Annotated in this window: 19 protein-coding genes and 1 pseudogene; 6 read left to right on the top strand and 14 right to left on the bottom strand. The window is 68.9% G+C overall.

Annotated features, from left to right (window positions below):
* The first annotated feature begins 7 nt into the window (after nt 1-7).
* Nucleotides 8-205 carry a hypothetical protein gene (locus CSW62_RS20170; protein WP_099580917.1) on the top strand — a complete coding sequence of 66 codons (198 nt, stop codon included), beginning with the start codon at nt 8-10 and terminating at the stop codon, nt 203-205.
* Here the strand turns inward: CSW62_RS20170 and CSW62_RS20165 are convergent.
* Together CSW62_RS20165 and CSW62_RS20160 are read right to left on the bottom strand one after the other, a co-directional pair.
* Nucleotides 183-2,270 (bottom strand): discoidin domain-containing protein, encoded by a 2,088-nt coding sequence (locus CSW62_RS20165; RefSeq protein ID WP_143324434.1) that lies wholly within the window; start codon nt 2,268-2,270, stop codon nt 183-185. The two genes, CSW62_RS20170 and CSW62_RS20165, sit on opposite strands and share 23 nt — an antisense overlap.
* 164 nt (nt 2,271-2,434) lie before the next feature.
* Entirely contained in the window at nt 2,435-3,301 is an 867-nt protein-coding gene (locus CSW62_RS20160; protein ID WP_099580913.1) for an aldo/keto reductase family oxidoreductase, read from the bottom strand.
* A 75-nt stretch (nt 3,302-3,376) separates the two neighbouring features.
* On the opposite strand from CSW62_RS20160, the gene CSW62_RS20155 reads away from it, so the two are divergent.
* The gene (locus CSW62_RS20155) at nt 3,377-4,003 is read left to right on the top strand and encodes a TetR/AcrR family transcriptional regulator (protein WP_099580911.1); all 627 of its coding nucleotides are present in this window, start codon (nt 3,377-3,379) and stop codon (nt 4,001-4,003) included.
* Between the two features lie 7 nt (nt 4,004-4,010).
* On the opposite strand, the gene CSW62_RS20150 is transcribed toward CSW62_RS20155, so the two are convergent.
* The gene (locus CSW62_RS20150) at nt 4,011-4,835 is read right to left on the bottom strand and encodes a pilus assembly protein TadD (RefSeq protein ID WP_099582384.1); all 825 of its coding nucleotides are present in this window, start codon (nt 4,833-4,835) and stop codon (nt 4,011-4,013) included.
* 85 nt (nt 4,836-4,920) lie between these two features.
* Here CSW62_RS20150 and CSW62_RS20145 point away from each other — a divergent pair, with 85 nt between their 5' ends.
* Together CSW62_RS20145 and CSW62_RS20140 are read left to right on the top strand one after the other, a co-directional pair.
* A complete protein-coding gene (locus tag CSW62_RS20145; RefSeq protein WP_099580909.1) occupies nt 4,921-6,342 on the top strand; it encodes a M17 family metallopeptidase in 1,422 nt (473 codons plus the stop codon).
* The gene (locus CSW62_RS20140) at nt 6,339-7,172 is read left to right on the top strand and encodes a C40 family peptidase (protein WP_099580908.1); all 834 of its coding nucleotides are present in this window, start codon (nt 6,339-6,341) and stop codon (nt 7,170-7,172) included. The genes CSW62_RS20145 and CSW62_RS20140 overlap by 4 nt, the downstream gene beginning before the upstream one ends.
* Before the next feature lie 30 nt (nt 7,173-7,202).
* Here CSW62_RS20140 and CSW62_RS20135 read toward each other — a convergent pair whose 3' ends face one another.
* The 8 genes from CSW62_RS20135 to CSW62_RS20100 all read right to left on the bottom strand — a co-directional run bounded on the left by CSW62_RS20135 (nt 7,203) and on the right by CSW62_RS20100 (nt 15,223).
* Entirely contained in the window at nt 7,203-8,717 is a 1,515-nt protein-coding gene (locus tag CSW62_RS20135) for a sulfite reductase flavoprotein subunit alpha (protein ID WP_099580906.1), read from the bottom strand.
* Nucleotides 8,717-9,682 (bottom strand): FAD:protein FMN transferase, encoded by a 966-nt coding sequence (locus CSW62_RS20130; protein ID WP_199170733.1) that lies wholly within the window; start codon nt 9,680-9,682, stop codon nt 8,717-8,719. Before CSW62_RS20130 ends, CSW62_RS20135 begins: the two co-directional genes overlap by 1 nt.
* Nucleotides 9,683-9,866: 184 nt before the next feature.
* Entirely contained in the window at nt 9,867-10,745 is an 879-nt protein-coding gene (locus CSW62_RS20125) for a DUF4198 domain-containing protein (RefSeq protein WP_099580902.1), read from the bottom strand.
* A gap of 8 nt (nt 10,746-10,753) precedes the next feature.
* Nucleotides 10,754-11,272, bottom strand: coding sequence for a DUF2271 domain-containing protein (locus tag CSW62_RS20120; RefSeq protein WP_099580900.1), 519 nt, complete (start codon nt 11,270-11,272; stop codon nt 10,754-10,756).
* 11 nt (nt 11,273-11,283) lie between these two features.
* Entirely contained in the window at nt 11,284-11,913 is a 630-nt protein-coding gene (locus tag CSW62_RS20115; RefSeq protein ID WP_099580898.1) for a PepSY-associated TM helix domain-containing protein, read from the bottom strand.
* 104 nt (nt 11,914-12,017) lie between these two features.
* Nucleotides 12,018-14,003, bottom strand: a complete 1,986-nt coding sequence (locus tag CSW62_RS20110; protein WP_099580896.1) for an HWE histidine kinase domain-containing protein — start codon at nt 14,001-14,003, stop codon at nt 12,018-12,020.
* Nucleotides 14,004-14,123: 120 nt separating this feature from the next.
* On the bottom strand, nt 14,124-14,825 hold the full coding sequence (locus tag CSW62_RS20105) for a 2OG-Fe dioxygenase family protein (RefSeq protein WP_099580894.1): 702 nt from the start codon (nt 14,823-14,825) through the stop codon (nt 14,124-14,126).
* The gene (locus CSW62_RS20100; protein WP_099580892.1) at nt 14,822-15,223 is read right to left on the bottom strand and encodes a group III truncated hemoglobin; all 402 of its coding nucleotides are present in this window, start codon (nt 15,221-15,223) and stop codon (nt 14,822-14,824) included. Before CSW62_RS20100 ends, CSW62_RS20105 begins: the two co-directional genes overlap by 4 nt.
* A 57-nt stretch (nt 15,224-15,280) precedes the next feature.
* Between CSW62_RS20100 and CSW62_RS27090 the strand changes: the two are divergent.
* Nucleotides 15,281-15,434: pseudogene (locus CSW62_RS27090) on the top strand (hypothetical protein); the annotation flags it as partial.
* On the opposite strand, the gene CSW62_RS20095 reads toward CSW62_RS27090, so the two are convergent.
* Nucleotides 15,431-17,851 (bottom strand): glycoside hydrolase family 3 N-terminal domain-containing protein, encoded by a 2,421-nt coding sequence (locus CSW62_RS20095; RefSeq protein WP_099580890.1) that lies wholly within the window; start codon nt 17,849-17,851, stop codon nt 15,431-15,433. The pseudogene CSW62_RS27090 and the gene CSW62_RS20095 overlap by 4 nt on opposite strands.
* Nucleotides 17,852-18,004: 153 nt before the next feature.
* On the opposite strand from CSW62_RS20095, the gene CSW62_RS20090 reads away from it, so the two are divergent.
* Nucleotides 18,005-18,826, top strand: a complete 822-nt coding sequence (locus tag CSW62_RS20090; RefSeq protein WP_143324433.1) for a hypothetical protein — start codon at nt 18,005-18,007, stop codon at nt 18,824-18,826.
* 208 nt (nt 18,827-19,034) lie between these two features.
* On the opposite strand, the gene CSW62_RS20085 is transcribed toward CSW62_RS20090, so the two are convergent.
* Together CSW62_RS20085 and CSW62_RS20080 are read right to left on the bottom strand one after the other, a co-directional pair.
* The gene (locus CSW62_RS20085; protein WP_099582383.1) at nt 19,035-20,834 is read right to left on the bottom strand and encodes a DUF885 family protein; all 1,800 of its coding nucleotides are present in this window, start codon (nt 20,832-20,834) and stop codon (nt 19,035-19,037) included.
* A gap of 267 nt (nt 20,835-21,101) precedes the next feature.
* Nucleotides 21,102-23,048: a M61 family metallopeptidase gene (locus CSW62_RS20080; RefSeq protein WP_099580886.1), complete on the bottom strand. Its 1,947-nt coding sequence runs from the start codon at nt 23,046-23,048 to the stop codon at nt 21,102-21,104.
* Between the last annotated feature and the right edge of the window lie 555 nt (nt 23,049-23,603).

Raw genomic sequence — 23,603 nt, 5'->3', positions numbered from 1 at the left:
CAGTGGGATGGATCAGAACATCGGCGAAGACCCTCCGATCCGCGCGTTCGCGGCGGACGAGGAAGGCAACGCGGCCATCGAGCTGGCGGTGGTGGCGGGCCTGGCGGCGATCCTGGCGCTGACCATGAAGGAGATGCTGGCCATGCCGCTGCTTAGCGTCTTCACCAAGGCCAGCAAGGTGCTCAGCCAGGCGCTGGCGGGCTGATCACGCCGCGCACGACGACCACCGACCAGGGCGGCAGAAGCACCGACTTCGTCCCGTCCTGGCGCAGCCTGAGCGGCGGCAGGTCGCGGACCGGCCGGCTCTTCTCGCCGGCGTCCTTCCAGGCGTAGCGCGAGCGGTCGTAGCGCCAGACCTCGACCGGGCCGGCGAAGCCTTGCGTGTGACCGTCCGCGCCCTTGAACGTCATCGCGGCCGCGTGGGCGGCCTTGGCGTCGCGGTTGACCAGCATCAGGGCCCAGGCGCCGTCGGGGCGATGGACGGCGTAGGCGCTGACCAGCGCCCGGCCCTTGGCGTCGCGGACGCTGGAGGCCGCCGGCCAGACCCCGTGCTGGCCGTGGCCCGGCTGGCTCCAGGCCTGGGTCAGCAGGCGGGCGGCGTAGAAAGTCGGACTGGGCCATTTGGCTGACCCGTTCTCATCCGTCTGCCAGGTCATCATGTTGCCGTAGCCGGCGCAGGCCTGGTGCTGGTTGATCGGCTGGTTCGGCGTGTAGCCGAACAGGAAGGCCTGCTTGCCGCCCCTGGCCATGAAGCGCCCGACGATGTCGGCGTTCAGCAGCGCCGCCGGCATTTCCGACATCACCCGTCCCGAATAGGCCGAGAAGCCGTACTCGCTGATCACCAGCGGCGTCGCGGCCGGCACGTGGTCATCGCGCAGCCGTTGCAGGTCGGCGTCCAGCAGGGCGTCGTGGTCCAGCAGCTTGTCCTCGACCGGCCCGCAGACGTCGTCGAACGGATAGTGCTCGAACGAGACGAAGCCCAGGTCCTTCAGGCGATCGTGAGCGGCCAGGGCGTCAATGAGCCGGCGGGTCCACGAGCGGTCCTCGCCGGCGTCCGGCCCCCACATGTCGGCGACGGCGTTCTGCAGGCTTGGGCCGCCGGTGACGATCTTCGGATCCACGGCGTGGACGGCGTCGGCCATCTGCTCATAGAGGGCGGCGTAGTCCTCGGGGGCGTTGTACTGGCCGTCGGCCTCCTCGCCGATCTCGACCTGGTCGACGGGATAGCCGCGCCGCTTCAGCCAGCGGATCTCGGCCGCGACATTGTCGGGCGTATCGAACAGCGCCCCGACCGGGACCATCATCGGCAGGCCGCTGGTCAGGCCGCTGCGATAGACCAGATCCAGGCCGGGCTGTTCCAGCTCGGGATCTCTGTCGACGGCCCGGTGCCAGGGATCGGTCGAGGAGACGTGCATGACGCTCTGGGTCGTGCGCGAACGACCCTTGCGGATCTCGTCGTGGAAGCCGTTCGCGTCCAGCGTCCCGAACCCGACCTCGGCGAGCGCATAGCCCAGGCCGTCGCGGACGTCGGTCGAGCCCTTCGGCGCGGTCCCAGACGACCGGCTCATCAGCACCCGCACCATCACGGTGGAAATCGGCGCGTCGGCCAGCTTCAGCGTCGCGACGCCGCCGGTCGCTCCGGTGACGTCGCCGTGCGGGAAGGTCACCCAGCGGCCGTCTGGGTCCCAGTCGTCGTGACCGGTCCAGTATTGCACCTTGTAGTCGACCGCGTAGGGCGTGGCCCAGGTCAGGCGGGCGGCGTCGATCGCCTTGGTCTCGCCCAGCTCCGCCGCCAGCCACTGCGGCCGCGCCGGGGCGTGGGTGTAGCGGGTGTCGAGATAGGGGTTGGACTTCCAGAACGTGCTGGCGTCGCCGTCGTCCAGCCGCGAATAGCCGGCGTTGTTGGCGTTGTCGTTGGTCATGCCGCGCCGGGGCAGGTCATAGCCGTGCGACAGCCGGATCGGCGCGCCGGGTTTGTCACTGGACGTCCAGTAGCCCTGGGCGTGGGCCGGATCGCTCCACCGCCCGTCAGGGTTCCAGTGCCAGACCTGGTTGCCCAGCTCGGTTCGTAGGCGATAGGTGATTTTGCGCAGGCCCGCTTGGCGCATGGCCTTGATGTTGCGCGGCGTATAGGTCGCCGCCACCTCGTCCCGGCCCATCCCGTCCAGCCCGCCGCCGAACGCCTCATCCGGCCGGAAGACGTTCAACGGCTTGCCGGCCGAGAGGTCGACGACGATCGGGTCGGGGATGGGGACGGGGAGGACGATCACGGTGGAGGTTTCAGCGCCACCATTTGGGCGAAGGCAAGGCCTGTCCATATTCCGCTCATCCCCGCGAAAGCGGGGACCCAAGCGGCGTTTAGGGTGAGCCAGGGCCGGAATCAAATCCGCTGACTCGGCTTGGGTCCCCGCTTTCGCGGGAATGAGTGGTATTTTTAGCCCGCCACACCCTCCAGCTCCGCCATCACCTCGTCCGACAGCTCCAGCGCCGCCGCCGCCAGGTTCTCGCGCAGGTGAGCGACCGAGGACGTCCCCGGGATCAGCAGGATGTTGGGCGAGCGGCGCAGCAGCCAGGCCAGGGCGACCTGCATCGGCGTCGCGCCCAGCCGCTCGGCCACGGCCGACAGGGCCGAGGATTGCAGAGGCGAGAAGCCGCCCAGCGGGAAGAACGGCGTATAGGCGATCCCGGCCTTGGCCAGGTCGTCGACCATCGCGTCGTCCTCGCGGTGCGCCAGATTGTACATGTTCTGGACGCAGACGATGTCGGTGATGCTCCGCGCCTCGGCGATCTGGGCGCTTGTGACGCTGCTGACGCCGATGTGGCGCACCAGGCCCTCGCGCTTCAGGTCGGCCAGCACGCCCACATGCTCGGCGATCGAGCCCTCGGCCGGGGCCATCATGCCGAACATGGCGCGGAAGTTGACCACGTCCAGCGCCTCCAGGCCCAGGCGGCGCAGGTTGTCGTGCACCGCCGACCGCAGCTCGGCGGGCGAGGTCGCGGGCAGCCACGAAGCGTCGTCGCCCCGCCGCGCGCCGATCTTGGTGACGATCACCAGGTCGTCGGCATAGGGATGCAGCGCCTCGCGGATGATCTCGTTGGTGACGAACGGGCCGTAGTAGTCGCTGGTGTCGATGTGGTTGACCCCCAGGGCGACGGCCTCGCGCAGCACGGCCACCGCGGCGGCGCGGTCCTTGGGCGGGCCGAACACGTGCGGGCCGGCCAGCTGCATGGCCCCGTAGCCCAGGCGCCGGACGGCGCGGTCGCCGAGTTTGAAGGTTCCGGCTCGATCTATGCTGGTCATGCTGATTTCCCTGGCTTGCGTCTGAACGCGAGACAGAGCATCTGAAGAATCCTTCAGTTTTGGAATTCGCTTTCGATGACCGCCCTCGCAGCGCCCCTGAAGCCCAGGAAACAACCGGTCCAGGCCCGGTCGGCCGCCACGATCGAGGCCCTGCACACCGCCGTGATTCAGGTTCTGACCCGCGAGGGGCTCAGCCGCTGCACCACCACCCGGATCGCCGAGCGGGCGGGCATGTCGGTCGGCAGCGTCTATCAATACTACCCCAACCGCGACGCCCTGCTGGCTGCGGTGCTGGAGCGGCACCTCGGCGATATCGCCGACGCGATGGAGCAGGTCTGTCTCGACAGCCGGGGCCTGCCGGTCGCCCAAATGGCCGAGGCTCTGGTCGAGGGCTACATGGCCGCCAAGCTGCGCGACGCCGGCGAGTCCAAGGCGCTCTACGCGGTGGCGGGCGAGCGCGGCGGGTTCGAGCTGGCGGCCCGCGTCTACAAGCGCATCGAGACAGCGGTCACGGCCCTGCTGGCTACCGCGCCCGATGCGAGGTTCGAGGACCCGGCCATGACCGCGTCGATCGCCTTGAACGCCCTGGTCGGGCCGGTGCGCTCGATCCTCGACGGCCAGGCCACCTCGGCCTTCGAGGCGCGGCTGCAGGGACAGCTGGTGCTGCTGCTGACGGCGTATTTTGAGAGCGGAAAGCTCTGAGCGGGGGCTATTGCCCGCCGCCGGCCTTCATCGCGTCCCAGCTGCGGCCGGACCCGGCCTGGCCGAGGGCGGCGCGCAGATAGGCCAGGTTGTTGCTCACCTGATCGGGCGGCAGGTCGGCGCGGGCCAGTTTCTCGGCTTCCGGCAGACGGCCTTGCAGGCCGACCACCAGGGCCAGGTTCTGGCGCACCTGGATGCTGGCTGTGGGCAGGGCGGCGGCGCGGCGCAGCTGGGCCTCGGCGCCGGTCAGGTCACCCTTGGCGGCCAGGTGCATGGCGTAGTTGGCCAGCGGCGCGGCCTCGGTCGGCGCCAGCGCCAGGGCCTGACGGTGGGCGGCCTCGGACTCGTCGTCGCGCTCGGCCTGCTCATAGGCCACGCCCAGCAGGGTCAGCGGACGCCAGTCGCGGGGATTGAGGGCGGCGGCCTTGCGGGCCGGCTCGATGGCGTAGAAGCCCTGGCCGCGCGCGATATGGGCGCGGGCCAGTTCCAGCAGCAGGGCCTCGTCGTCGGGACGGGAGACCAGGCCCTTGGTCGCGGCCTCGGCGGCGTCGTCGTTGCGGCCCAGGGCGCGCAGGGATTGGGCCAGGGCGGCGCCGGCCTCGGCGTCGGCCGGATCAGTGTCGAACTCGGCGCCCCAGAAGGCCGCGCGGGCCAGCGGGTCCAGGCGCCGGGCCTCGGCGCGCTGCTGCGGCGAGGCCTTCACCGGCGCGGCGGCGGCCTTTTGAGCCTCGACCTGGGCGGGCTTGACCGCGTCGGCGGCGAAGGCGGCGGGGGCGCCCAGCAGGATGGCCGGGGCGAGCAGGGTTGCGACGAGCGCGCGCTTGCGACACATGAAAGACATGTCTCCAGAAGGTTCGCCCATTGTCCGGGCGCGGCCCTCAAGGAATCGTTAAGCATAATTTTAAAGGACTTCGTCGATGTCCGACGCGACGCATCCGATCCTGGCCGAGGCCAAGGGGCAGGCGATCCCGGTCCATCCGGTCAGCGAGGCCGAGCTTGAGGCCTTCCTGGCCCGAAAGCGCGGGCCGGTCAGGACTTACGCCGCCGCCAACACGTTCTCAGGCAAGGCCGGCCAGGTGCTGGCGGTCCCCGGATCCAACGGCGCGGTCGAGCAGGTACTGCTGGGCACAGGAGCGGGGCGCGGTGATCTGTCGCTGTTCCGCACGCTGGCGGGCAAGCTGCCGGCCGGCGAGTACGCGCTGTCGAAGCTGCCGCGCGGCGTCGATCCGGAGCAGGCGGCCCTGGCCTTCGCCCTCGGGACCTACCGCTTTGACCGCTACAAGAAGCGCGGCGAGCCGATCGCCCGGCTCGTGGCGCCCAAGGGCGTCGACGCCGCCGCCGTCACGGCCACGGCCCACGCCTGCGCCCTGGCCCGCGACATGGTCAACACCCCGGCCAACGACATGGGGCCGCTGCAGATCGAGACCATCGCCCGCGAGATCGCCGAGCATTACGGCGCGGCGTTCTCGGTGATCACGGGCGATGCGTTGCTGACCGAGGGCTATCCCGCCGTCCACGCCGTGGGCCGCGCGGCCGTCGAGGCGCGCGCGCCCCGGATGATAGAACTGAGCTGGGGCGATGCGTCGCACCCGGTCGTGGCCCTCGTCGGCAAGGGCGTGGTTTTCGACACCGGCGGCCTCGACATCAAGCCCTCGGCCGGCATGCGGCTGATGAAAAAGGACATGGGCGGCGCCGCCCACGCCCTGGCCCTCGCCCGGATGGTCATGGAGGCCAAGCTGCCGGTGCGGCTGGTCGTGCTGACCCCGGTGGTCGAGAACGCCATCGCCGGCGACGCCATGCGCCCGGGCGACGTGCTGCAGACCCGCGCCGGCCTGACCGTGGAAGTGGGCAATACCGACGCCGAGGGCCGGCTGATCCTGGCCGACGCCCTGACCCGCGCCGCCGAGCTCAAGCCCGCCCTGACCCTGGACTTCGCCACCCTGACCGGCGCGGCGCGCATGGCCATGGGGCCGTTCGTGATCCCGTTCTGGACCCCCGACGACAAGCTGGCTGTCCAGCTCGAGGCAGCCTCGAAGACCGTCGCCGACGCCCTGTGGCGGATGCCCCTGACCGAGGCCTATCGCGAGGCCCTGGACAGCGACATCGCCGACCTGAAGAATGATCCTGACGGCTGGGCCCAGGCCGGCGCGACCACGGCGGCCTTGTTCCTGCAACGCTTCGCCCCCAAGTCTGACAAAGAGAGCGGTGAAGGTGTGGGACCCTGGGTCCACTTCGACGTCTTCGCCTGGAACCCCAAGGGACGCCCTGGATTCCCGGTAGGCGGTGAAGTCCAGGCCATCCGCGCCGCCTTCGCCATGCTCAAGGGCCGTTTCGCATGACGTTCGATACACGCATCACCCTGGCCCGGCCCGACTTGGCCGACCAGCGCCTGGAAGGCCTGGTCCCGGCCGAGCGTTACGCCGCCAGCCGCGTTATGGTCTGCGCCGCGCCCGCCGCCGCTATCCGCGCCGCCGCCGCGCCCGACGCCGAGCAGTGGGACCAACTGCTGTTTGGCGAGGTCTTCCGGGTGCTGGAGGAGAAGGACGGCTTCGCCTGGGGCCAGGCCCCGCGCGACGGCTATGTCGGCTATGTCGCGACCGGCGACCTGGTCGAGCAGGGCCACCCGCCGACCCACGCGGTGTCGGCGATCCGCACCTACGCCTTCAGCAAGCCCGACATCAAGTCGCGGCCGGAGGGGCTCTACAGCCTCAACAGCCTCGTGACGATCGAGGCGCGCGAAGGCCGCTTCGCCAAGGGCGTCGGCACGGGCTGGTTCGTCGAGGGGCACCTGACGCCGATCGGCCGGGGCGAGAGGGACTACGTGTCCGTCGCCCAACGCTTCCTCGGCGCGCCCTACCAGTGGGGCGGCCGCGAGAGCCTGGGCCTGGACTGTTCGGGCTTGGTGCAACAGGCGCTCTACGCCTGCGCCCGGGCCTGTCCGCGCGATACCGACATGCAGCGCGGCTTCTTCCCGGAGATCGCCGAGGCCGACCGCCGGCGCGGCGACCTGGTATTCTGGAAGGGCCACGTGGCCATCCTGCTCGACCCCGACACCATCCTCCACGCCAACGCCCACCACATGGCCACGGCGATCGAGCCCTTGGCCGAAGCGATCACCCGGATCGAGGCGACGCCCACGGGCGGGGTGCTGGGGTATCGGCGGGTCTAGGGCTCTCCAGGCCCCATCTCCCTTGGAGGCTCAGTACACGTCCCGCCGATAGCGCCCTTCGTCCGTCAGGCGCTCCAGCATCTCGGCGCCCAGCACCTCGACCAGGGCCGCGTGGACGTCGCGCGACATGCCTTCCAGCGACCCGCAGATATAGATCGCCGCGCCATTGGCCACCCAGCGGCGCAGCACGTCGGCGGCCTCGCGCAGGCGGTGCTGAACGTAGACGCGCTCGGCCTGGTCGCGGGAGAAGGCCAGGTCCGCGCGGTCCAGCAGGCCCGAAGCTTTCCAGCCCTCGATTTCCTCGCGATGGAAGTAGTCGTGGGCGGCCGTGCGCTCGCCAAAGACCAGCCAGTTCCAGCGGACGCCCAGGGCCGCCCGCGCCTTCAGGTGGGCGCGCAGGCCGGCCAGGCCCGTGCCCGACCCGATCAGGATCAACGGGCGCGAGGTCTCGGGGGCGTGGAAGCTGCGGTTGGTCCGTACGCGGGCCTCGACCGTTTCGCCGACCTCGGCGAAGCGGCACAGCCAGCCCGAGCCCAGGCCCGGCTGGCCGTCGGCGCGCGGCTGGAGCCGGACGATCAGTTCGACGCCGCCGGCGGAGGGCAGGGAGGCGATCGAATATTCGCGATGCGGCAGCGGCGTCAGGCGCTCAGCGAGGGCCTCGGCCGACAGGCCGCGCAGGGCTTCGATCTCGGCGGGCTCGTGCGGCAGGCGCAGGCCCGACAGGGTGTCGGCGAGCGACGCGGGCAGGTCCAACGAACCCGTGAGCGCGGCGACCTCGGCCGGGTTGTTGCGCGGGCCGATCTCCAGGATGTCGCCCGCTTCCCACGTCGCGCCGTCTGTTGGGACCAGGCGCACATGCCAGGCCTCGCCGCCGGGACTGCCGGGGTTGAGCAAGGTCCGCTCGGCCAGGGTCCAGCGGCCATAGGTGGGACGGCTCCAGTCGGGCGCGTCAGTGACGCCGGTGAGCAGGCTGAGCTGCCCCTGCCAGTGGCGCAGGGCGGCCGGATCGCTGTCGTCGACCTCCACCCGGTCGAACAGCGGCGCGGCGCCGGACCGCGCCAGCCAGCCGTCCAGCGAACGCCCGAAAGCGCAGAACTCGGCATAGGTCGAGTCCCCCAGGGCCAGCATGCCGTAGCGCAGGTCGGGCAGGTCGAGCCCGTCCTTCATGACGTCGCGGATGAAGGCGCGGGCGGGATCGGGCGCGTCGCCCTCGCCGGTTGTGCTGACCACGAACAGGGCGCGGCCGGTCAGGTCGGCGGCGGTGACTGCGGAAAGCTCGCGCAGGGTCACCGGCGCGCCGGCCTCGGCCAGGGCCTGGGCGGTGGCGTTGGCCAGTTCCTCGGCGAAGCCGGTCTGGCTGGCATAGGCGACCAGCACCGGCTCTCCGGCGCCTTCCGACAGGGCCTGGGCCGCCTTGCGCGTGGCGCGGCGGCGCAGGGCCTCGCGCAGGGCGACGCCGGCGCAGAACAGGGCGTAGACGCCGGCCACGGCGCCGGCCTCGATCAGGCGGCGGGTCTCGGGCGCGAAGGCTGAGAGGTCGAGCATCAGTCCAGCATCGCCTGCAGCGCGGGGGACAGGCGTTCTTCCAGGCCGCCGGCGCCACGGCTGACGATCAGGGCGGCCAGGTCATGCGCGGCCGCGAAGGCCAGGGCCGCCTCGGGGGCCATGACGGTCAGGGCCGTGGCCCAGGCGTCGGCGCTCATGCAGTCCTTGGCCAGCACCGTGACGCTGACGGTCGCGTGGGTGGTCGGCGCGCCGGTGGCGGGGTCCAGGGTGTGGGCGTAGCGGCGGCCGTCGTGGTCAAAGAACCGGCGGTAGTCGCCTGACGTGGCGACGGCCAGGTCGTGCAGGGCGACGAGGGTCTTGTCCGTATCGTTGGCTATGGGCGGGCGTTCCAGCTCGACCCACCAGGGCTGGCCGTCGGGCTTGGCGCCGACGCCGCGCAGCTCGCCGCCGACCTCGACCAGATAGCTCTTCACGCCGGCTCGATCGAGGGCGGCGGCGGCCTGGTCGACGCCGAAGCCCTTGGCGATGCCGTTGAGGTCGAGTTTCAGTCCGCCCGGCTGGAACAGGGCGTCGCCGTCCAGCGTCAGGCGCGTCCAGCCGGCGGCGCCAAGCAGTGGGGCAATGTCACCCTCCAGCGGCGGCCCTCCGGAAAAGGGACGCGGGCCAAAGCCCCACAGGTCGGTCAGGGCGCCCAGGGTCGGGTCGAAGGCGCCGTTCGACTGCTGCGCCACCGCGATCGCGCGGCGCAGGACGGTGGCGGTCGCGGCCGGCAGCGTCGTCCAGCTTGCGGCGGCGGCGCGGTTGTAGCGGCACAGGTCCGACACCGGCTCCCACGGGCTCATCTGCGCGACGACGGCGTCGAGGGCGCGCTGGACCATGGCCTCGAGCGCGGGGAGGTCGGTGGTGGCTGGCAGCACTGCCTTGACCGCCCAGCTCGTCCCCATGGTCGCGCCGCCGAACGCGCGCACGCTCCCGCCGACGGGACGGGCGGGCGGCGTGGTCATGGCGGGGACGAGGACGCGGGGCATGGCCATTCAGGTCGAGCCCTTCCCCCTTGATGGGGGAAGGGCAGGGTTGGGGGTGATGCGGCGGTGGGGCTGACGCGACGTCGCTAGTCCTGACGTGGCGCCACCCCCATCCCCGACCCTTCCCCCATCCAAGGGGGAAGGGAGCATTCAGCCGTCGACCTTACGGCCGCTGGGCTTCGATCGTGGCGGTGTAGCTGGCGCTGTAGCCGTCGCCGGCCAGCGGCGTGGCCGGACCCTGCTGGCCGCCGCCCATCCCACCGCCGGGGCCGCCCGGACCGGGACCACGACCCGGCGTCGCGCCGGTGCGGACCGTGGCGTTGATCCAGTACATGCCGGCTTCCGGCAGGGTGAACTTCACGACGCCGTCGGCGCCGGTCTTCACCTTCATGTCGGGACGCGGGCTGTAGCGCGAGCCGCCTTCGGCGATCGTCACTTCCAGATCGGCGGCGGGTTTGCCGTCGACCAGGAACTTGAAGCTGGCGGCCTCGCCGGCGACCAGGTCGTTGGGATGGGTGATCGGCACGAGTTCCAGGCCCTTGCCGGTCGGCTTGAAGACCTCGGTCGTCGGCTTGTCGCGGGTGACGAAGGCCTCGTTGCGGTTGAAGCTTTTGATGGTCTTCAGGTCGGCGGCGCCGGCCGGAACCTGCTTGGCGAAGTCCTCGGGCGAGCCCCGGAAGCGCTTCACTTCGCCGTTCTCTGTGTAGCTGGCCATCACGCTCTGGCTGGCCGAGCCGATCTTCCAGGTGCCCGGCTTGGTCAGGGCCACGTCGAAGGTCGAGCGGTACTTGCCGGTCGCGCCGTTCTGGACCTTGTCGATCGCGCCGTCCGGCGCGGTGACGACCAGGCCGTCGAGGCGCATGGCGTTGTGGTCGGGATAGAACAGCTCGTTGGAGATGGCCGCGTCGAACGTCACCCAGACGTCGCCCGACAGCACGGTGGCGGACGGCACAATCCAGCCGCGGTGGGCCGAGGCGGTGAGGGGCAGGGCGAGGGCGGCGACGCCCAGCGCGGCGGCCAGAAGGCGCTTCTTGAAGGTCATGGCTTTTCTCACTTCACGGAAACAGTGACGGCGCCGAGTTCCGAAGAACCCTTGACCGTGGCGGGCTTGCCCGGCTTGCCCCAGACGAACGGAACGCGGACGGCCTCGTGGCCGCCGACTTCGCGTGCGGCCTCGACGACCAGGTTATAGGCGCCGGGCTTGAGGTCCTTCAGCGGGCCCTTGGCGGCGGAGAACACGACCTTCTGCGGGCCGGGAGCGCGGGTCGCGCCCGAGACGCCGTCGGCCGGGAAGCTCATTTCGCGGCCGGCCTTGCGCCACCACTGGCGCATGTCCTTCAGCCACTTGACGCCTTTGTCTTCCTTAGAGTCGGCGTCGTACCAGACGGCCAGGGTGCCGGCGGCGGCGCTGTCGGCCGGGTTCTCGATCCAGATCGCGACGTAGGGCTTGTGGTACTCGGCGACGGTGAGCTTCGGCACCTCGACCGTGACGTTGAGGTCGGCGGCCAGGGCCGGCGCGGCGCCAACGGCGGCGCCAGCGAAAGTCAGAAGGGAGATCGAACGCTTCACGGGGTCTGCCTCTAAAGGTGGACGAAAAGGATGACGAGAATGACGGGGACGACCAGGCCCAGCCCGACCAGCGGCCAGGTCAGGGGCCTGGCGCGGGCGTGGAACTGCAGCAGGATCAGGCCGGTGACCGTGAAGATCACGCAGGCGCCGGCGAAGATGTCGATGAACCAGCCCCAGGCCTTGCCGGCGTTGCGGCCCTTGTGCAGGTCGTTGAGCAGCGAGATCGCGCCGCGCGTGGTCTTTTCGTGCTCGACGGCGCCGGTCTCGCGGTCGATCGAGACCCAGGCGTCGCCGCCCGGCCGGGCCAGGGCGACATAGACCTCGTCGGCCGACCATTCGCCCTCGCGGCCCGCCACCTCGGCGCCGACGGCCTTGTCCAGGAAGGGCTCAAGGGCGATGGGCAGGGGGCGCTTGCCCTCTTCGGGGCCCTTGGCCAGCAAGGCCAGCAGCTCGGGCGGCAGGGTGGCCTTGCGGCTCACCACCACGGGCTTGGCCTCGATCTGGCCGGCATGGTTCAGGGTGAAGCCGGTGATCGCGAACAGCAGCATGCCCATTAAGCTGAGGGCCGCGCTGATCCAGTGCCACTGGTGCAACTGCTTCAGCCAGAAGGATCGGCGATGCTGATCGGCGGCGGATTTCACGGCGTCCTGACGAACCTTGGCGATGGAGGCTCGTCCTTACTTGAGAACGAATTGCAATTTCAAGCCACAAGACTCGGCGGGGCGTTCAAAAGAAAGCGGAGACCTCACCGCATCAAGGTCGGCGCGCCCCGGGCCAGGGCGCCCAGCAGGGCGCTGGGGGCGACGGGCTTCCTCAGAACAGGGCCGCCGTCGACATCGGGCTCCTGATAGCCGGTCAGGTAGACGAACGGGATGCGTCGATCGGCCAGGGCCCTGGCCACCGGCGTGATCAGGCGACCGCCCAGATTGACGTCCAGCACGGCGCGGTCGATCGGCTGGCCTCTGTCCAGCAGGTCGAGCGCCGCCTCGATGGCGCCGACAGGACCCACGACCGTGGCCCCGGCCTCGGTCAGGACGCGGGCCAGCTCCATGGCGACCACGGCCTCGTCCTCGACGATCAGCACGCGCTGGCCGCGGAGAGTCAGAGCGTTGTCGATGGCGAGGCCGGGACGGTAGGCCGGAACGCTCTCGGCCGCGCGCGGCTGGGCGCCGGTCGGGATGTCGAGGCGGACCTCCAGGCCCTCGGGGCGCCAGTCCAGGGCCACGTGGGCGGCCGCCTGCTTGACGGCGTTTTCGATCAGTGTCGATCCGAAGCCGCGCCGCTCGGGCGGGGCGATCCGGACGCCGGCCGCCTCGCGCCAGACCAGATGCAGAGCGCCGTCCTGGTTCCAGCGCCAGGTCACCGAGAGCCGGCCCTCCGGCCGGGCGAGCGCGCCGTACTTCGAGGCGTTGGTGGCCAGCTCGTGCAGCACCAGGGCCAGGGACTGGGCGCTCTGGGCGTCGATCAGGGCCGGCGGGCCGTCGATGACCAGCTGCTCGGCGCCCTCCACGCCATCGGCGCTGCGATAGGGGTCCAGCTCCAGCCGCAGCAGGTCATGCAGGTCGACGCCGCTCCAGCGGGCGTTCGACAGCAGGCTGTGGGCGCGGGCCAGCGAGTCGATGCGGCCCGACAGCGCCTCGACATACTGCGCCTTGCTGTGGAACGGGGTCAGCTGAGCCAGCGACTGGACGACGGCCAGCACGTTCTTGGCGCGGTGGTCGACCTCACGGATCAACAGGCGCTCGGTCTCGGCGGCGCGCTGGAGGGCCTGGTCCGAGCGAGCCCGCTCCCGGGAGATCCAGATCAGCTCGGCGACATCGGCGACGAAAGCCAGCTCGTCGACCGAGAAGGCGCGCGGCTCGTCGTGGGCCAGGAACACATAGGCCGACAGGCGGCCGGTCTTGATCAGTGAGACGGTGACGAAAGCGCGGATGCCGATCTCGGCGTAGGCCTCCAGAGGTTCCGGGGCGTTGGTGCGGGGGTCCAGCGCCACGTCGCCGACGGCCACCGTGCGGCCCGCGCGCATGTCGGCGCTCATCGAGGCCCCGAAGTCGTCGATGCGGAACCGCTGGCCGTTCAGAGGGATGATGCCGACCGCCAGCGCGCCGTCGTCGGCCACGATCTCGGCGACATCGACATCGGCGTCCATCTCCGCATAGCCGGCGCGGGCCACGCTCAACTGCTCGGCCAGGGTGCGCGCCGCGATGCGGGCGATGGCGACAGGATCGGCCTCGTCGCGCAGCTTCTGGCCCAGGTCCAGCAACGCGCCGCGCCGCCGCTCGCCGGCCAGCGCCCGCTCCAGCTCGGCGGCGGCCCGCCTGCGGTCGGTGATGTCATTGACCAGGACGTAATAGCCGGGGATGTCGCCGTCGCGGGCGATGTCGGGCACGTACTGGGCCTCTATGTGCCGGGGCCCCGCGCCCTGATAGTCGTACTCGGCCTCGAAGGTGACGCTCTCGCCGGACAGGGCGCGGGCCGCATGGTCGCGCACCCGGCCATAGCCTTCCGCCCCGAGCACCTCCTCCAGGGTCTTGCCCTCGATTTGCGAGCGATCGACCCCGAACCAGTGCTCGTAGGCGCGATTGACGAAGCGATAGCGCTGCTCTCGGTCGACATAGCTGATCAGGATCGGGACGGCGTCGGCCATCGCGCTGGACAGGACGGCGCGTCTTTCCCCTAGCGCTTTGGCCTGCGGCGGATAGCTTGGCAGGCCTTGGTCGTCTTGAGACATACGCGGACGCTCAATCCTGTCGAAGGGCCAAGCCTCACCGTGTCACGTCGCGACTGTGGTCTAAACCAGGGCGCGGTGAGGCAAACGGTCGCATGTGCAGCTCATGCGACGATCACATCGCTACGCAACCTCTTCCTGTCGGTATGTGACGACCAGCACATCGCGCAGGGCTGGCTGCTCCGGGTCGTGCGGCTGGATCGGGGTGACGCCGTGCAGCACGCGGTGGTCGTCCAGGAACACCGCGTCGCCCGGGGTGGTCAGGGTGAACGAGCCCAGGCTGGTTCCGTCCGGCGCGTAGATGTCGGTGACGCCGCTGTCGACGTTCTGGCGGTCCACCAGCATGACGATCACCCAGTCGACGCCGTCGCGGTGCGCGCCCTCGGGCGTCGGCTGACCCGCCTCGTCGGCCCGCGCCTCGATGCGGAACTGGTGCAGTTCGACATGCCACGGCGAGGCGGGAGATCCCGACAACGGGTGGAAAAGCTCCAGGCCGGCGCGGATCACGCCCTGCGTCACCGGGTGCGCGGCGATCGCGTCGGTGACGGGCTCGAACCAGCGCTGCACGCCGCCGTTCAGCGGGTTGTAGTCGCGGCTCTGCCAGTGCGGCTGGTGCGGCTTGCGTTCGACATGGCGCGGGAGTGCGGAGAAGGCCGCGAACCGGCGGCGACGATAGCGTCCGCCGTCGGCCATGAAGCCGTCGAGGGGCAGGTCGTTCCAGCTGTCGGCGAAGGTCGGCCACTGGGCCACGGCCTCGTCGCCAAGCAGGGTGTGGGTCTCGCCAGCCTCGAAGCGAACGAAACCCTCGGCGGCCAGGCCGCTCAAGCGACCGCGTCCGGCTTGAAGAACACGCCGAGCTTCAGGCTGCGGGCGATGCGCTCGGCCTTCTGGCCGACGATGGCGGCGCGCGGGGCGTCGAACAGCTCGACGCAGGTCTGATGGAACAGGTTCAGCCACGGCATGAACAGGCCCTCTGTCAGGCCCTCGACGTGCTGATGGACGGTCACCGGCTGGCCCTTGTAGCGACCGGTGGTGTTCAGCACCGACGACCAGAAGTCCTTCAGCGTCGCCATGTGCGCGGGCCAGCCGTCCGGGCCTACGGCCGTCTCGAAGATCGGGCCCAGGCGATGGTGGCGACGAACGCGGGCGTAGAAGGTCTCGACCAGGGCGTCGATCTCGGCGTCGGTGAACTGTGGGGGCGGTGCGGCCATGGCGGGGAACATGGGCTTTTACACGCCGCGACTGAAGTCCCGCTGCGGTAAAGATTGACTTCGGAGTCTTACAGGGGGCAGTGCGCCCCCTCCGTCTCGCCGCGTATTCGCGCCGATCCACCTCCCCCGCTTCGCAGGGGAGGAGACGATCTCCTCACCCGTGAAACGGGGGAGGTGGCGCGATGCGCAGCATCGTGACGGAGGGGGCGTTCAACTGACCTAAGCCACCGTCAGCGTCGCCTTCTTAAGGTCCACCGAGTTCGGGCCGACCAGGATCGAGAAGTCCCCCGGCTCGACGACGCGCTGCATGTCGAGGTTCCAGAACCACAGGTCCGACGGCTTGATCTCGAAGCTCACCGTCGTCTTGGCGCCCGCCGCCAGGGTGACGCGCTTGAAGTGCTTCAGCTCCAGCACCGGACGGGTGACCGAGGCCTGCTCGTCGTGGATGTAGAGCTGGACCACTTCGTCGCCAGCGACCTTGCCGGTGTTGGCCACGTCGATCTCGACCTTGACGCTCTCGCCCTGGCCGATCTTCGCTTTCGCCAGGCGCGGGGCCGAGATGTCGAAGGTGGTGTACGAGAGACCGAAGCCGAACGGATACAGCGGGCTGGTGTCGCCCAGCAGATAGCCGCGGCGGGCGGTGGGCTTGCGGTTGTAGTAGATCGGGAGTTGGCCGACGTCGCGGGCGATGCTGACCGGCAGCTTGCCGCCCGGATTGGCGCGGCCGAACAGGATGTCGGCGGCGGCGTTGCCGGTCTCCTGGCCCAGATACCAGCCCTCGACGATGGCGTCGGCGCGCTGGGCCAGCAGGTTGATCGACAGCGGGCGGCCGTTCAGCAGGAACACCACCGTCGGCTTGTTAAGGTCGAAGATCGCCTTGGCCAGGTCGTTCTGCTGGCCGATCAGGTCCAGGCTGTCGCGGTCGCCCAGGTGGTTGTCGCCCCAGGCCTCGCGGCTGGTCTGCTCGTTGTCGCCCAGCACCATGACCACGACGTCGGCCTTCCTGGCGACCTCGACGGCCTCGGCGATCAGCTTGGCGTTAATGGCCGGGTCGACCAGCTTGACCTCGTCGGCGGCCCAGATGCGCTTTTCGGTGATCCGCACGGCCTCGGCGTAGTCCAGCGTGAAGCCCTGGGCCTTCGCTTCAGCCGTCAGGCCCTCGTGGATCGAGACCACGTGGCGCGGAATGTCGGAATAGCCGCCGATCGGCGTGTCCTTGGCGTGGGTGCCCAGCAGCGCCAGGCGCTTGATCTTCTTGCCGTCCAGCGGCAGCAGACCCTTGTCGTTCTTCAGCAGCACGGCGGCCTTGCGAGCGGCCTCGCGGGCCAGGGCGACGGCGTCCGGCGTGGCGGTCTTGGCGTCGGCCGTCTTCTCGTCGCAGTAGGGGTTCTCGAACAGCCCGCCTTCGAACTTCATGGTCAGGACGCGGGCGACGGCGGCGTCGACCTCGAACTGCGGAATGCGGCCGTCCTTCACCAGTTGCGGGATCAGGGCGTAGGCCTCGCCGTCGGGCAGTTCGACATCGACGCCGGCGTGCATGGCCATCACGGCCGTCTGGCCAAGGTCGGTGGTCAGCTTGTGGCGGGCGATCAGCTCCTTGATCGCGAAGTAGTCCGACTGGACCGAGCCCTTGTAGCCCCACTCCTCGCGCAGGATCTTGGTCAGCAGCCAGTGGTTGGCGTGCGACGGGACGCCGTCGATCTCGTTGTACGATGGCATGACCGCCCGCACCGGCAGTTCCTTCACCGCGCGCTCGAACGGCGGGAAGAAGTTCTCGCGCAGGGTGCGCTCGGCGATCTGGGCCGGGCCGACATTGGTGCCGTTCTCGGGCTGGCCGTGGCCGGTCATGTGCTTGAGGGTGACGAAGACCTTGTCCTTGGCCAGCGGCAGGGTCGACCCCTGGAAGCCTCGGATGGCGGCCAGGCCGATCTCGGCGCAGACGTGCGGGTCCTCGCCATAGGTCTCCTCGATGCGGCCCCAGCGCGGGTCGCGGGCCACGTCGACCACCGGCGCCAAAGCGAGGTTCGATCCGCGGGCGCGCATCTCGCGGGCGGCGACGGCGAAGATCTTCTCGGTCAGGTCCGTGTCGAAGGTCGAGGCCAGGGCGATGGCCTGCGGGAAGCTGGTCGCGTCACGGGCGACATAGCCGTGCAGCGCCTCGTCGTGCATCAGCAGCGGAATGCCCAGGCGCGTCTTTTCCACGGCCCACTTCTGGGCGGCGTTGGTGTAGCGGGCGGTCTGGACGGCGTTGCGGTTGACCGCGCCGTCGTCGGCGCCGGCCGCCGCGTCGATCACCGTGGCCGGCTTGGCGCCCTTGCGATCGGACGGACGCGAGATCTGGCCCAGGCCGTTGGGGAAGTTCTTGCTGGCCTCCTCCGGCGAGAACTCGCCCTCGGGGGTCTGGATCTTGTTCTTGGTCAGCCAGATGCCGATCAGCTGGGCGGCCTTCTCTTCCAGCGTCATGCGCGCCAGCAGGTCCTTGACCCGGGCGTCGATCGGCTGGGCGGCGTCCTTGTAGAGCGGCTTGTCGCCGGACTTTTTGGCGACCTTGTCGGCGGCCTGCGCCAGGCCAGGCATGGCGGCGGCCGACAGCGCCGCGAGGCTCGCGCCGAACAGGCGGCGGGTGAGGGTGGTGGTCATCCGTTTGTTTCCCCGAAGGTGCGCAATGGCCGGCAGCTCTGGGGCCGCCTTCGTCAAGGCACTATGGAGGCGGTTGTCTGACCACTCAAGTCAGAAATGGTACCGGTCTCATTATCCTGAGTGGCCGTCGCTCCAGCCTGAGGCGTCGCCGCTATGGTCGTCCTGCCCACTAGCTGCAACCCAAAGCCCCTGCATAATAGCTCAGCTCTAACCGATAGGTTCGCTATGGTGCCGGTGTCGACGGACGAAACAGCTACTCTCCGGATTAAGTATGAGATCGATGGACTGATACCGGCCGTCGATGTTGCGGCAATGCTCAAGGAGGTCGCAACAGCCTTCGAGCGATACGTGAAGCCACAACCGCGCTATCGAACGCTGAGGCTTGCAGTGGCAAGCGTCGAGGTTAGCAGCCTAGTCGCCGACTTAGTTGTGATGGGGGTCGCATCTGCGCAGGCGGCGTTTCTTCATCGGCAAGTGCTGTACGACTTCATTGGGTTCATCGCCGACACGTTATCGATCGCGAAAGGCCTCTCAGAGGGTAAGGCTAAGCCGAGCGACCTGCGTTTGATTGAGGCTATACAAAAGCCCATCGCCAAGGGCGGTGCTCAGCAGGTGAATCTGTACATTGTTGGCGATGGTAATGTCGTGAACATTGACCGCGATGCGATCCAACTCATGCAGACACATCGCGACCAGAAACAGCGTGATGCTTTTGAGGCGTCCTATAGGTCACTAGACGAAAAAGCTATCGCTGCTAGGCCTTCGTCACCAAATCTGCTGACGCTCGAAGGGAAGTTTGGAACAGTCTTTGACGTGAAGGGCGAGTGGTACGTTCGGTTGGAGGGCGAGGGGGGAGTCCTCAATCCGCTCCAGCTCGCACATGGCGTTACGGTTCGAGATGGTCACGCTTACCAGTTCGATGGCGTTTGGGAGAGCAAGCGCTATTATATCCGCGCCGCGCGCCCACTTTTGTAACGCGCTGCGAGCGCTCGCTCCTCGGGGGCTCAAAAACTAGCAGCAGTTATCTGTTTGGTTGGTCACGCCTTAGCGGCGGGAACCCCTCTATCCGCACGCAGGTGCGGAGGGGGCGGACTGCTGAGCAGTCCGCTTGCGTCTCACGTGTTAGCTGACCCAGGGGTTCCCGCCACAAGGGCGGGAATGACGGAGTTATTTAGGTGTTCCCTCACCCCTGCCAGCGGTCGATGACGCCCTCCAGCACCGTCAGCGGCGCGGGGCCCACCATCAGCGCGGTGTCGTGGAAGCGCTTGATGTCGAACTTGCTTCCCAGGCGCGTCTTGGCGCGCTCGCGCGACGCCGCCCAGACGGTGTGGCCGACCTTGTAGGAGCAGGCCTGGCCGGGGTTGGCGCAGTAGCGGTCGACCTCGCGCGAGATCTTGCCGAGGGAGTCGCCGCCGGTGTCGACCATGTAGGCGATGGCCTTCTCGCGGCTCCAGCCCTTGGCGTGGATGCCGGTGTCCACGACGCAACGCGAGGCGCGGAACAGGCGGGCCTGGTACATGCCCAGCAAGCTCAGGTCATCGCCCTCGTACATGCCCATTTCCATGGCCACCTGCTCGGCATACAGCGCCCAGCCCTCGGTATTGGCCGAGAAGCCCATGTTCTGGCGCAGCTTGGGCAGGTTGCTCTGGGCGACCAGGGCCAGCTGGAAGTGGTGCCCGGGCGCGCCCTCGTGGTGGATCAGCGTCGCCAGCGACAGGCGGGGCCACTCGGCCGTGTCCTTGAGGTTGATATAGACCGCGCCGGGGCGCGAGCCGTCCAGGGCCGGGCGCTCGTAATAGGCGCCCGACGAACCCGCCTCGGTGTAGGTCGGCACGCGGCGGACCTCGACCGGGATCTGGGGCATCAGGCCAAACCACTTGGGCAGCTCGGGCTGCAGCTTGGCCAGCCGCCCGCGGCAATAGTCCAGGATCTGGGCGCGGCCCTCGTCGGTGTTGGGGAACACCTGGTCGGGCTGGGTTCCCAGGCTGGCCATTCGCGCGCCGACGCTGCCTTGGGTCAGGCCGCGCTTCTTGAGGATCTCGTCCATGCGCGCCTGGATCTCGGCGCCTTCGTCCAGGCCCAGGCGGTGGACCTCGTCAGGGGTCTTGTTGGTGGTCGTGTAGATCTTCAGCAGGGCGGCGTAGAAGGCGTCGCCGTCCTTCAGTCGGCCGATGCCGGCGTCGTGGACGGCCTTGGGCCGCATGGCCTGCAAGGCGGCGATCTGGCGGTCGAGGGCGGGCTGGATCTCGCCGGTCAGGACCTTTGCCGCCTGGACGTCATAGTCGCCGTATTGCTTGGCGCGGCGGGCGGCCGAGGCGACCATGACGTTCTTGTCGGTCGGGATGGCGCGGAACTGCTGCAACTGGGCGATGGCCTTGTCGACCATGAAGTCCGACGGGATCACGCCCTTGGCCGCATCGCTGCTGGCCCGTTCGGTCTCCTGGTCGAGCACGACCGCGAAGGCCTTCATGCGGGCGATGTAGCTGTCGGCGTCGGCGGCCGACTCGATCTTGTGCTTGCTGTCCAGGAAGTTGGGCGTCGAGATATAGGCCCCGTAGTACTGGGTCAGCACGAACGGTCGCGAGCCGCCGCCATAGTCGAACCGCGAGGTTCCTTCGCGGGCCTCGTAGTTGAACAGGGCGGTGTCGTAGTTGATGGCGTCTTCGCCGGTCAGGGCCTTGCGGTCGATCTTCTTGAGGCGGGCGATGCGCTGGGCGGGCTCGGCGCGGTCGCGCTTCCAGGCGGCGATCGAGCGGTCCGAGAGTTTCGACCGGGCGTCGGCGTGCTTGCCGTTGTCGAGGCCCAGGTTCGTGGCCTGCTCGGGACTGTCGCTCAGGTCCTGGTCGAAGAAGGCGTCGAACAGCGCGTAGAGCTGTTCCTTGGGCGTCGCGGCCGAAGCCGGAAGAGCGGTCGCCCCATAGCCGGTGGTAAGGGCGGCGGCGGCCGTCCCCATCATGATCTGACGACGGTCGAGCATGGCGATCCCTGACGCTGAAACGCCGCGGCCCCCAAGCCCGGCGGGTCGCATCGTTCCCTCGCTGTCACGCGAGCGTCAATGTCGGAGCGAAAAAATGGGGCAGGTCCAAACCAGACGCAAAAAAGGGCCCGCTTGGGAGAGGGGGCGGGCCCTTTTCGGTACGCGTTCAGAGGGATTGAACGATCAGAAGGTGACACAAGCGTCGCCTTCCCGCTCTTCCCCAAATCGTCGCAGGCTGCGAGCGGGTCGCAACCTGGCGGCGAACTTGGTTAACTATTTGCGCGGCGTCAGAATGTCCCCGAGGCGGTCCGGCGTCCCGGCGATCCGCTCCAGGCGCGGGTAGCGCAGGCCGCCGCGATAGTCGATCTTGACCATCTTGTAGCGGCCGCCGTCCTTGATCAGCAGCTCGACCAGCTGGCCGTCCGGCTTGGCGGCGGCCTTGACGGCGGTCTTCAGCTTGTCGCCGTCGAACTGCTCGCCATTGACCGCCACGACCGTCAGGCCCTGGGTCAAGCCGGCCTTGAACGCCGGGCCGCCCCACTGCACGTCGGTGAGCACGCCGTCCGCGCCCACCGTCAGGCCCAGCGAGTAGCTGAGCGGAGTGTTCTTGGCCCGGGTCTCGGCCGACTTCATGAACTCGGTGGGGGTGTCGGTATAGACGACCTTGTAGCCGCCGCGCTCGAAGCCATCGAGGGGACCCTTCTCCTGGACCTCCTGGATGCGGGTCTTCAGGAAGGTCGCCCAGTCATAGGCGTAGACGCCGTTCAGCGTGCTGACCACGTCGTCGAACACATAGGTCTTCTCGCTGTACGAGCCGTTGTCGACGCCGAAGAAGGCCTTGGCGAAGTCGTCCAGCGACTTCTTGCCGCCGGTCTTCTCGCGGATCAGGGTGTCGGCGTCGAGCCAGACCAGCAGGCCTTCGGAATAGTAGTCCTCGCTGCGCTGCCACGAGAGCCACGACAGAGGCTTGCGGTTGGCGATGATCGGGTCGTTGGTGGTGTCCTGCACCGGACGCCAGTCGCGGCCGCGACGGTTGTCGTAGACGGCGGCCGTGGCGGCCAGCGATTCCATCGCCTGCTGCTTGGTCAGGAGGCCCGAGCGGGCGGCCAGGACGTTGCCCCAGTACTGCGTCTGGCCCTCATAGACCCACATCATGCTGTCGCGCATCGGCACGTTCAGGTTCGGGGTCCACAGGTCGGCGGCGCGCCGGAACTTGCCGTTCCACGAGTGGGTGTATTCGTGGCTCAGCAGGTCGCGGCCGACGAAGTTCTTGTCCCACTCGTTGAAGTATTTCGGGGCGACGCGGTTTTCGCTCGACCGGTGGTGCTCCAGGCCGATGCCGCCCAGGTTGTCGGACATGGCGACCAGGAAGTCATAGTGGTCGTAGTGGTGCGAGCCGTAGAGCTTGTAGGCCTGTTGGACGAGATCCTTGTGGATCTGGATGTGTTCCGGCTTGGCCTCGAGGTTCTCAGGGCGGTCGGCGATCAGGTTCAGGCGCACCGGGGCGGGGCCGGTCGGGTCCAGCTCGATCGACTTGAAGTACTTGCCGGCCATCATCGGCGAGTCGACCAGGATCTCGACAGTGGTCGGCTTGAAGGTGGTGACCTGGCCGTCGGTCTTGGCGGTCTCCAGGGCGGTGGCGAACTTCCAGCCTTCCGGCAGCTTGACGCTGGCCTCGATCGGGATCTGGCGGGTGTAGTAGCCGGCCGGATACATGGTCACCTGCAGCCACTGCAGGTTCAGCATCTCGGGCGTGACCTCGATGCGGCCGACCTTGCCCTCGACGGCGGTCAGGAACTGGTAGCTGATCTGAAGCTCGGTGACGCCGGCCGGGACGTCGACGTGGAAGGCGTGGACGCTGACCACGTCACGGGTCCACGGGATGCGCTTGCCATTGGCCGTGACCACCAGGCCGGCCACCTTGTCCAGGTCGTTGCGCGGCGAGTGACCGCCCGGAACCCACTGCGGATACAGGAACACGAAGTCGCCGGCCTTGCTGACCGGCATGGTCGTGGTGACGTTCCAGATCTTGCGGTCGAGGTCGGTGGCGTCGACGGCGACCTTCAGCGTGCCGGCGGCGTAGGGGACATCGCGCGGGGCTTCGATCGGCGGGGTGGGCGGCGCGGACTCCGGCGGCGGAGAAGTCTGCGCCATGGCCGCCGTGGCGACCAGGGACAGGACGGAGACCGAGAAGAACAGCGCTTTCACGAAACACCCCAATGCGGCGCGCGGGCGTGCTCCCGCGACGAGAAGCCGGGATGTTTGTGGCGTTAATCCCCGCTTGTCGAGGGCAAGTTGGCCAGGCGCGCAAGAAGGCGGGTGCGGGGCGCGAAGGTGCTCCTCCGCATCGGAGGTGGCTGGCCCTCCAGGACCGACCGAAGGTCGTACCGAGGATAAACGCCGCGACCGAGCAGCCATGTTGTCATGCGGGTTGCACGATCCTCGGGCGCTGTTCGCGCGACGCGGGGAGGGCCTCCCCCAAAGAAAGCGGCGCGGGAGACAGCTCCCGCGCCGAGTTGCGCTTTACCAAAGTCCGACGCATTGCGGGCAACGCGCCACGCTCGCGGATTTCACCGGCTTCGAACTATCGGGACGCGTGCAAGGCGCATCCGAAGACTGTGATTTCCCGCGAACGCCCTCCCCAGCACGGATCATTTTCTCTGGATTTCAGGTAAATGCGGCGTCGATCAGCCCCTCGACGCCGCATCCACCCCCACGGATGATCTCGGCTGAAACCGTGAGTTCGAATTTGTAGTATGCGGCGAAATTCGTCAA

Source organism: Caulobacter sp. FWC2 (assembly GCF_002742625.1).
Classification (GTDB): Bacteria; Pseudomonadota; Alphaproteobacteria; order Caulobacterales; family Caulobacteraceae; genus Caulobacter.
This window is presented reverse-complemented; position numbering and strand designations above follow the sequence as displayed.

Coding starts and splice junctions, on each gene's coding strand:
- CSW62_RS20095 (WP_099580890.1), bottom strand. CDS start 17,851: ATGACCACCACCCTCACCCGCCGCCTGTTCGGCGCGAGCCTCGCGGCG.
- CSW62_RS20150 (WP_099582384.1), bottom strand. CDS start 4,835: ATGTGTCGCAAGCGCGCGCTCGTCGCAACCCTGCTCGCCCCGGCCATC.
- CSW62_RS20090 (WP_143324433.1), top strand. CDS start 18,005: ATGGTCGTCCTGCCCACTAGCTGCAACCCAAAGCCCCTGCATAATAGC.
- CSW62_RS20170 (WP_099580917.1), top strand. CDS start 8: ATGGATCAGAACATCGGCGAAGACCCTCCGATCCGCGCGTTCGCGGCG.
- CSW62_RS20140 (WP_099580908.1), top strand. CDS start 6,339: ATGACGTTCGATACACGCATCACCCTGGCCCGGCCCGACTTGGCCGAC.
- CSW62_RS20130 (WP_199170733.1), bottom strand. CDS start 9,682: ATGACCACGCCGCCCGCCCGTCCCGTCGGCGGGAGCGTGCGCGCGTTC.
- CSW62_RS20145 (WP_099580909.1), top strand. CDS start 4,921: ATGTCCGACGCGACGCATCCGATCCTGGCCGAGGCCAAGGGGCAGGCG.
- CSW62_RS20135 (WP_099580906.1), bottom strand. CDS start 8,717: ATGCTCGACCTCTCAGCCTTCGCGCCCGAGACCCGCCGCCTGATCGAG.
- CSW62_RS20125 (WP_099580902.1), bottom strand. CDS start 10,745: ATGACCTTCAAGAAGCGCCTTCTGGCCGCCGCGCTGGGCGTCGCCGCC.
- CSW62_RS20155 (WP_099580911.1), top strand. CDS start 3,377: ATGACCGCCCTCGCAGCGCCCCTGAAGCCCAGGAAACAACCGGTCCAG.
- CSW62_RS20110 (WP_099580896.1), bottom strand. CDS start 14,003: ATGTCTCAAGACGACCAAGGCCTGCCAAGCTATCCGCCGCAGGCCAAA.
- CSW62_RS20160 (WP_099580913.1), bottom strand. CDS start 3,301: ATGACCAGCATAGATCGAGCCGGAACCTTCAAACTCGGCGACCGCGCC.
- CSW62_RS20100 (WP_099580892.1), bottom strand. CDS start 15,223: ATGTTCCCCGCCATGGCCGCACCGCCCCCACAGTTCACCGACGCCGAG.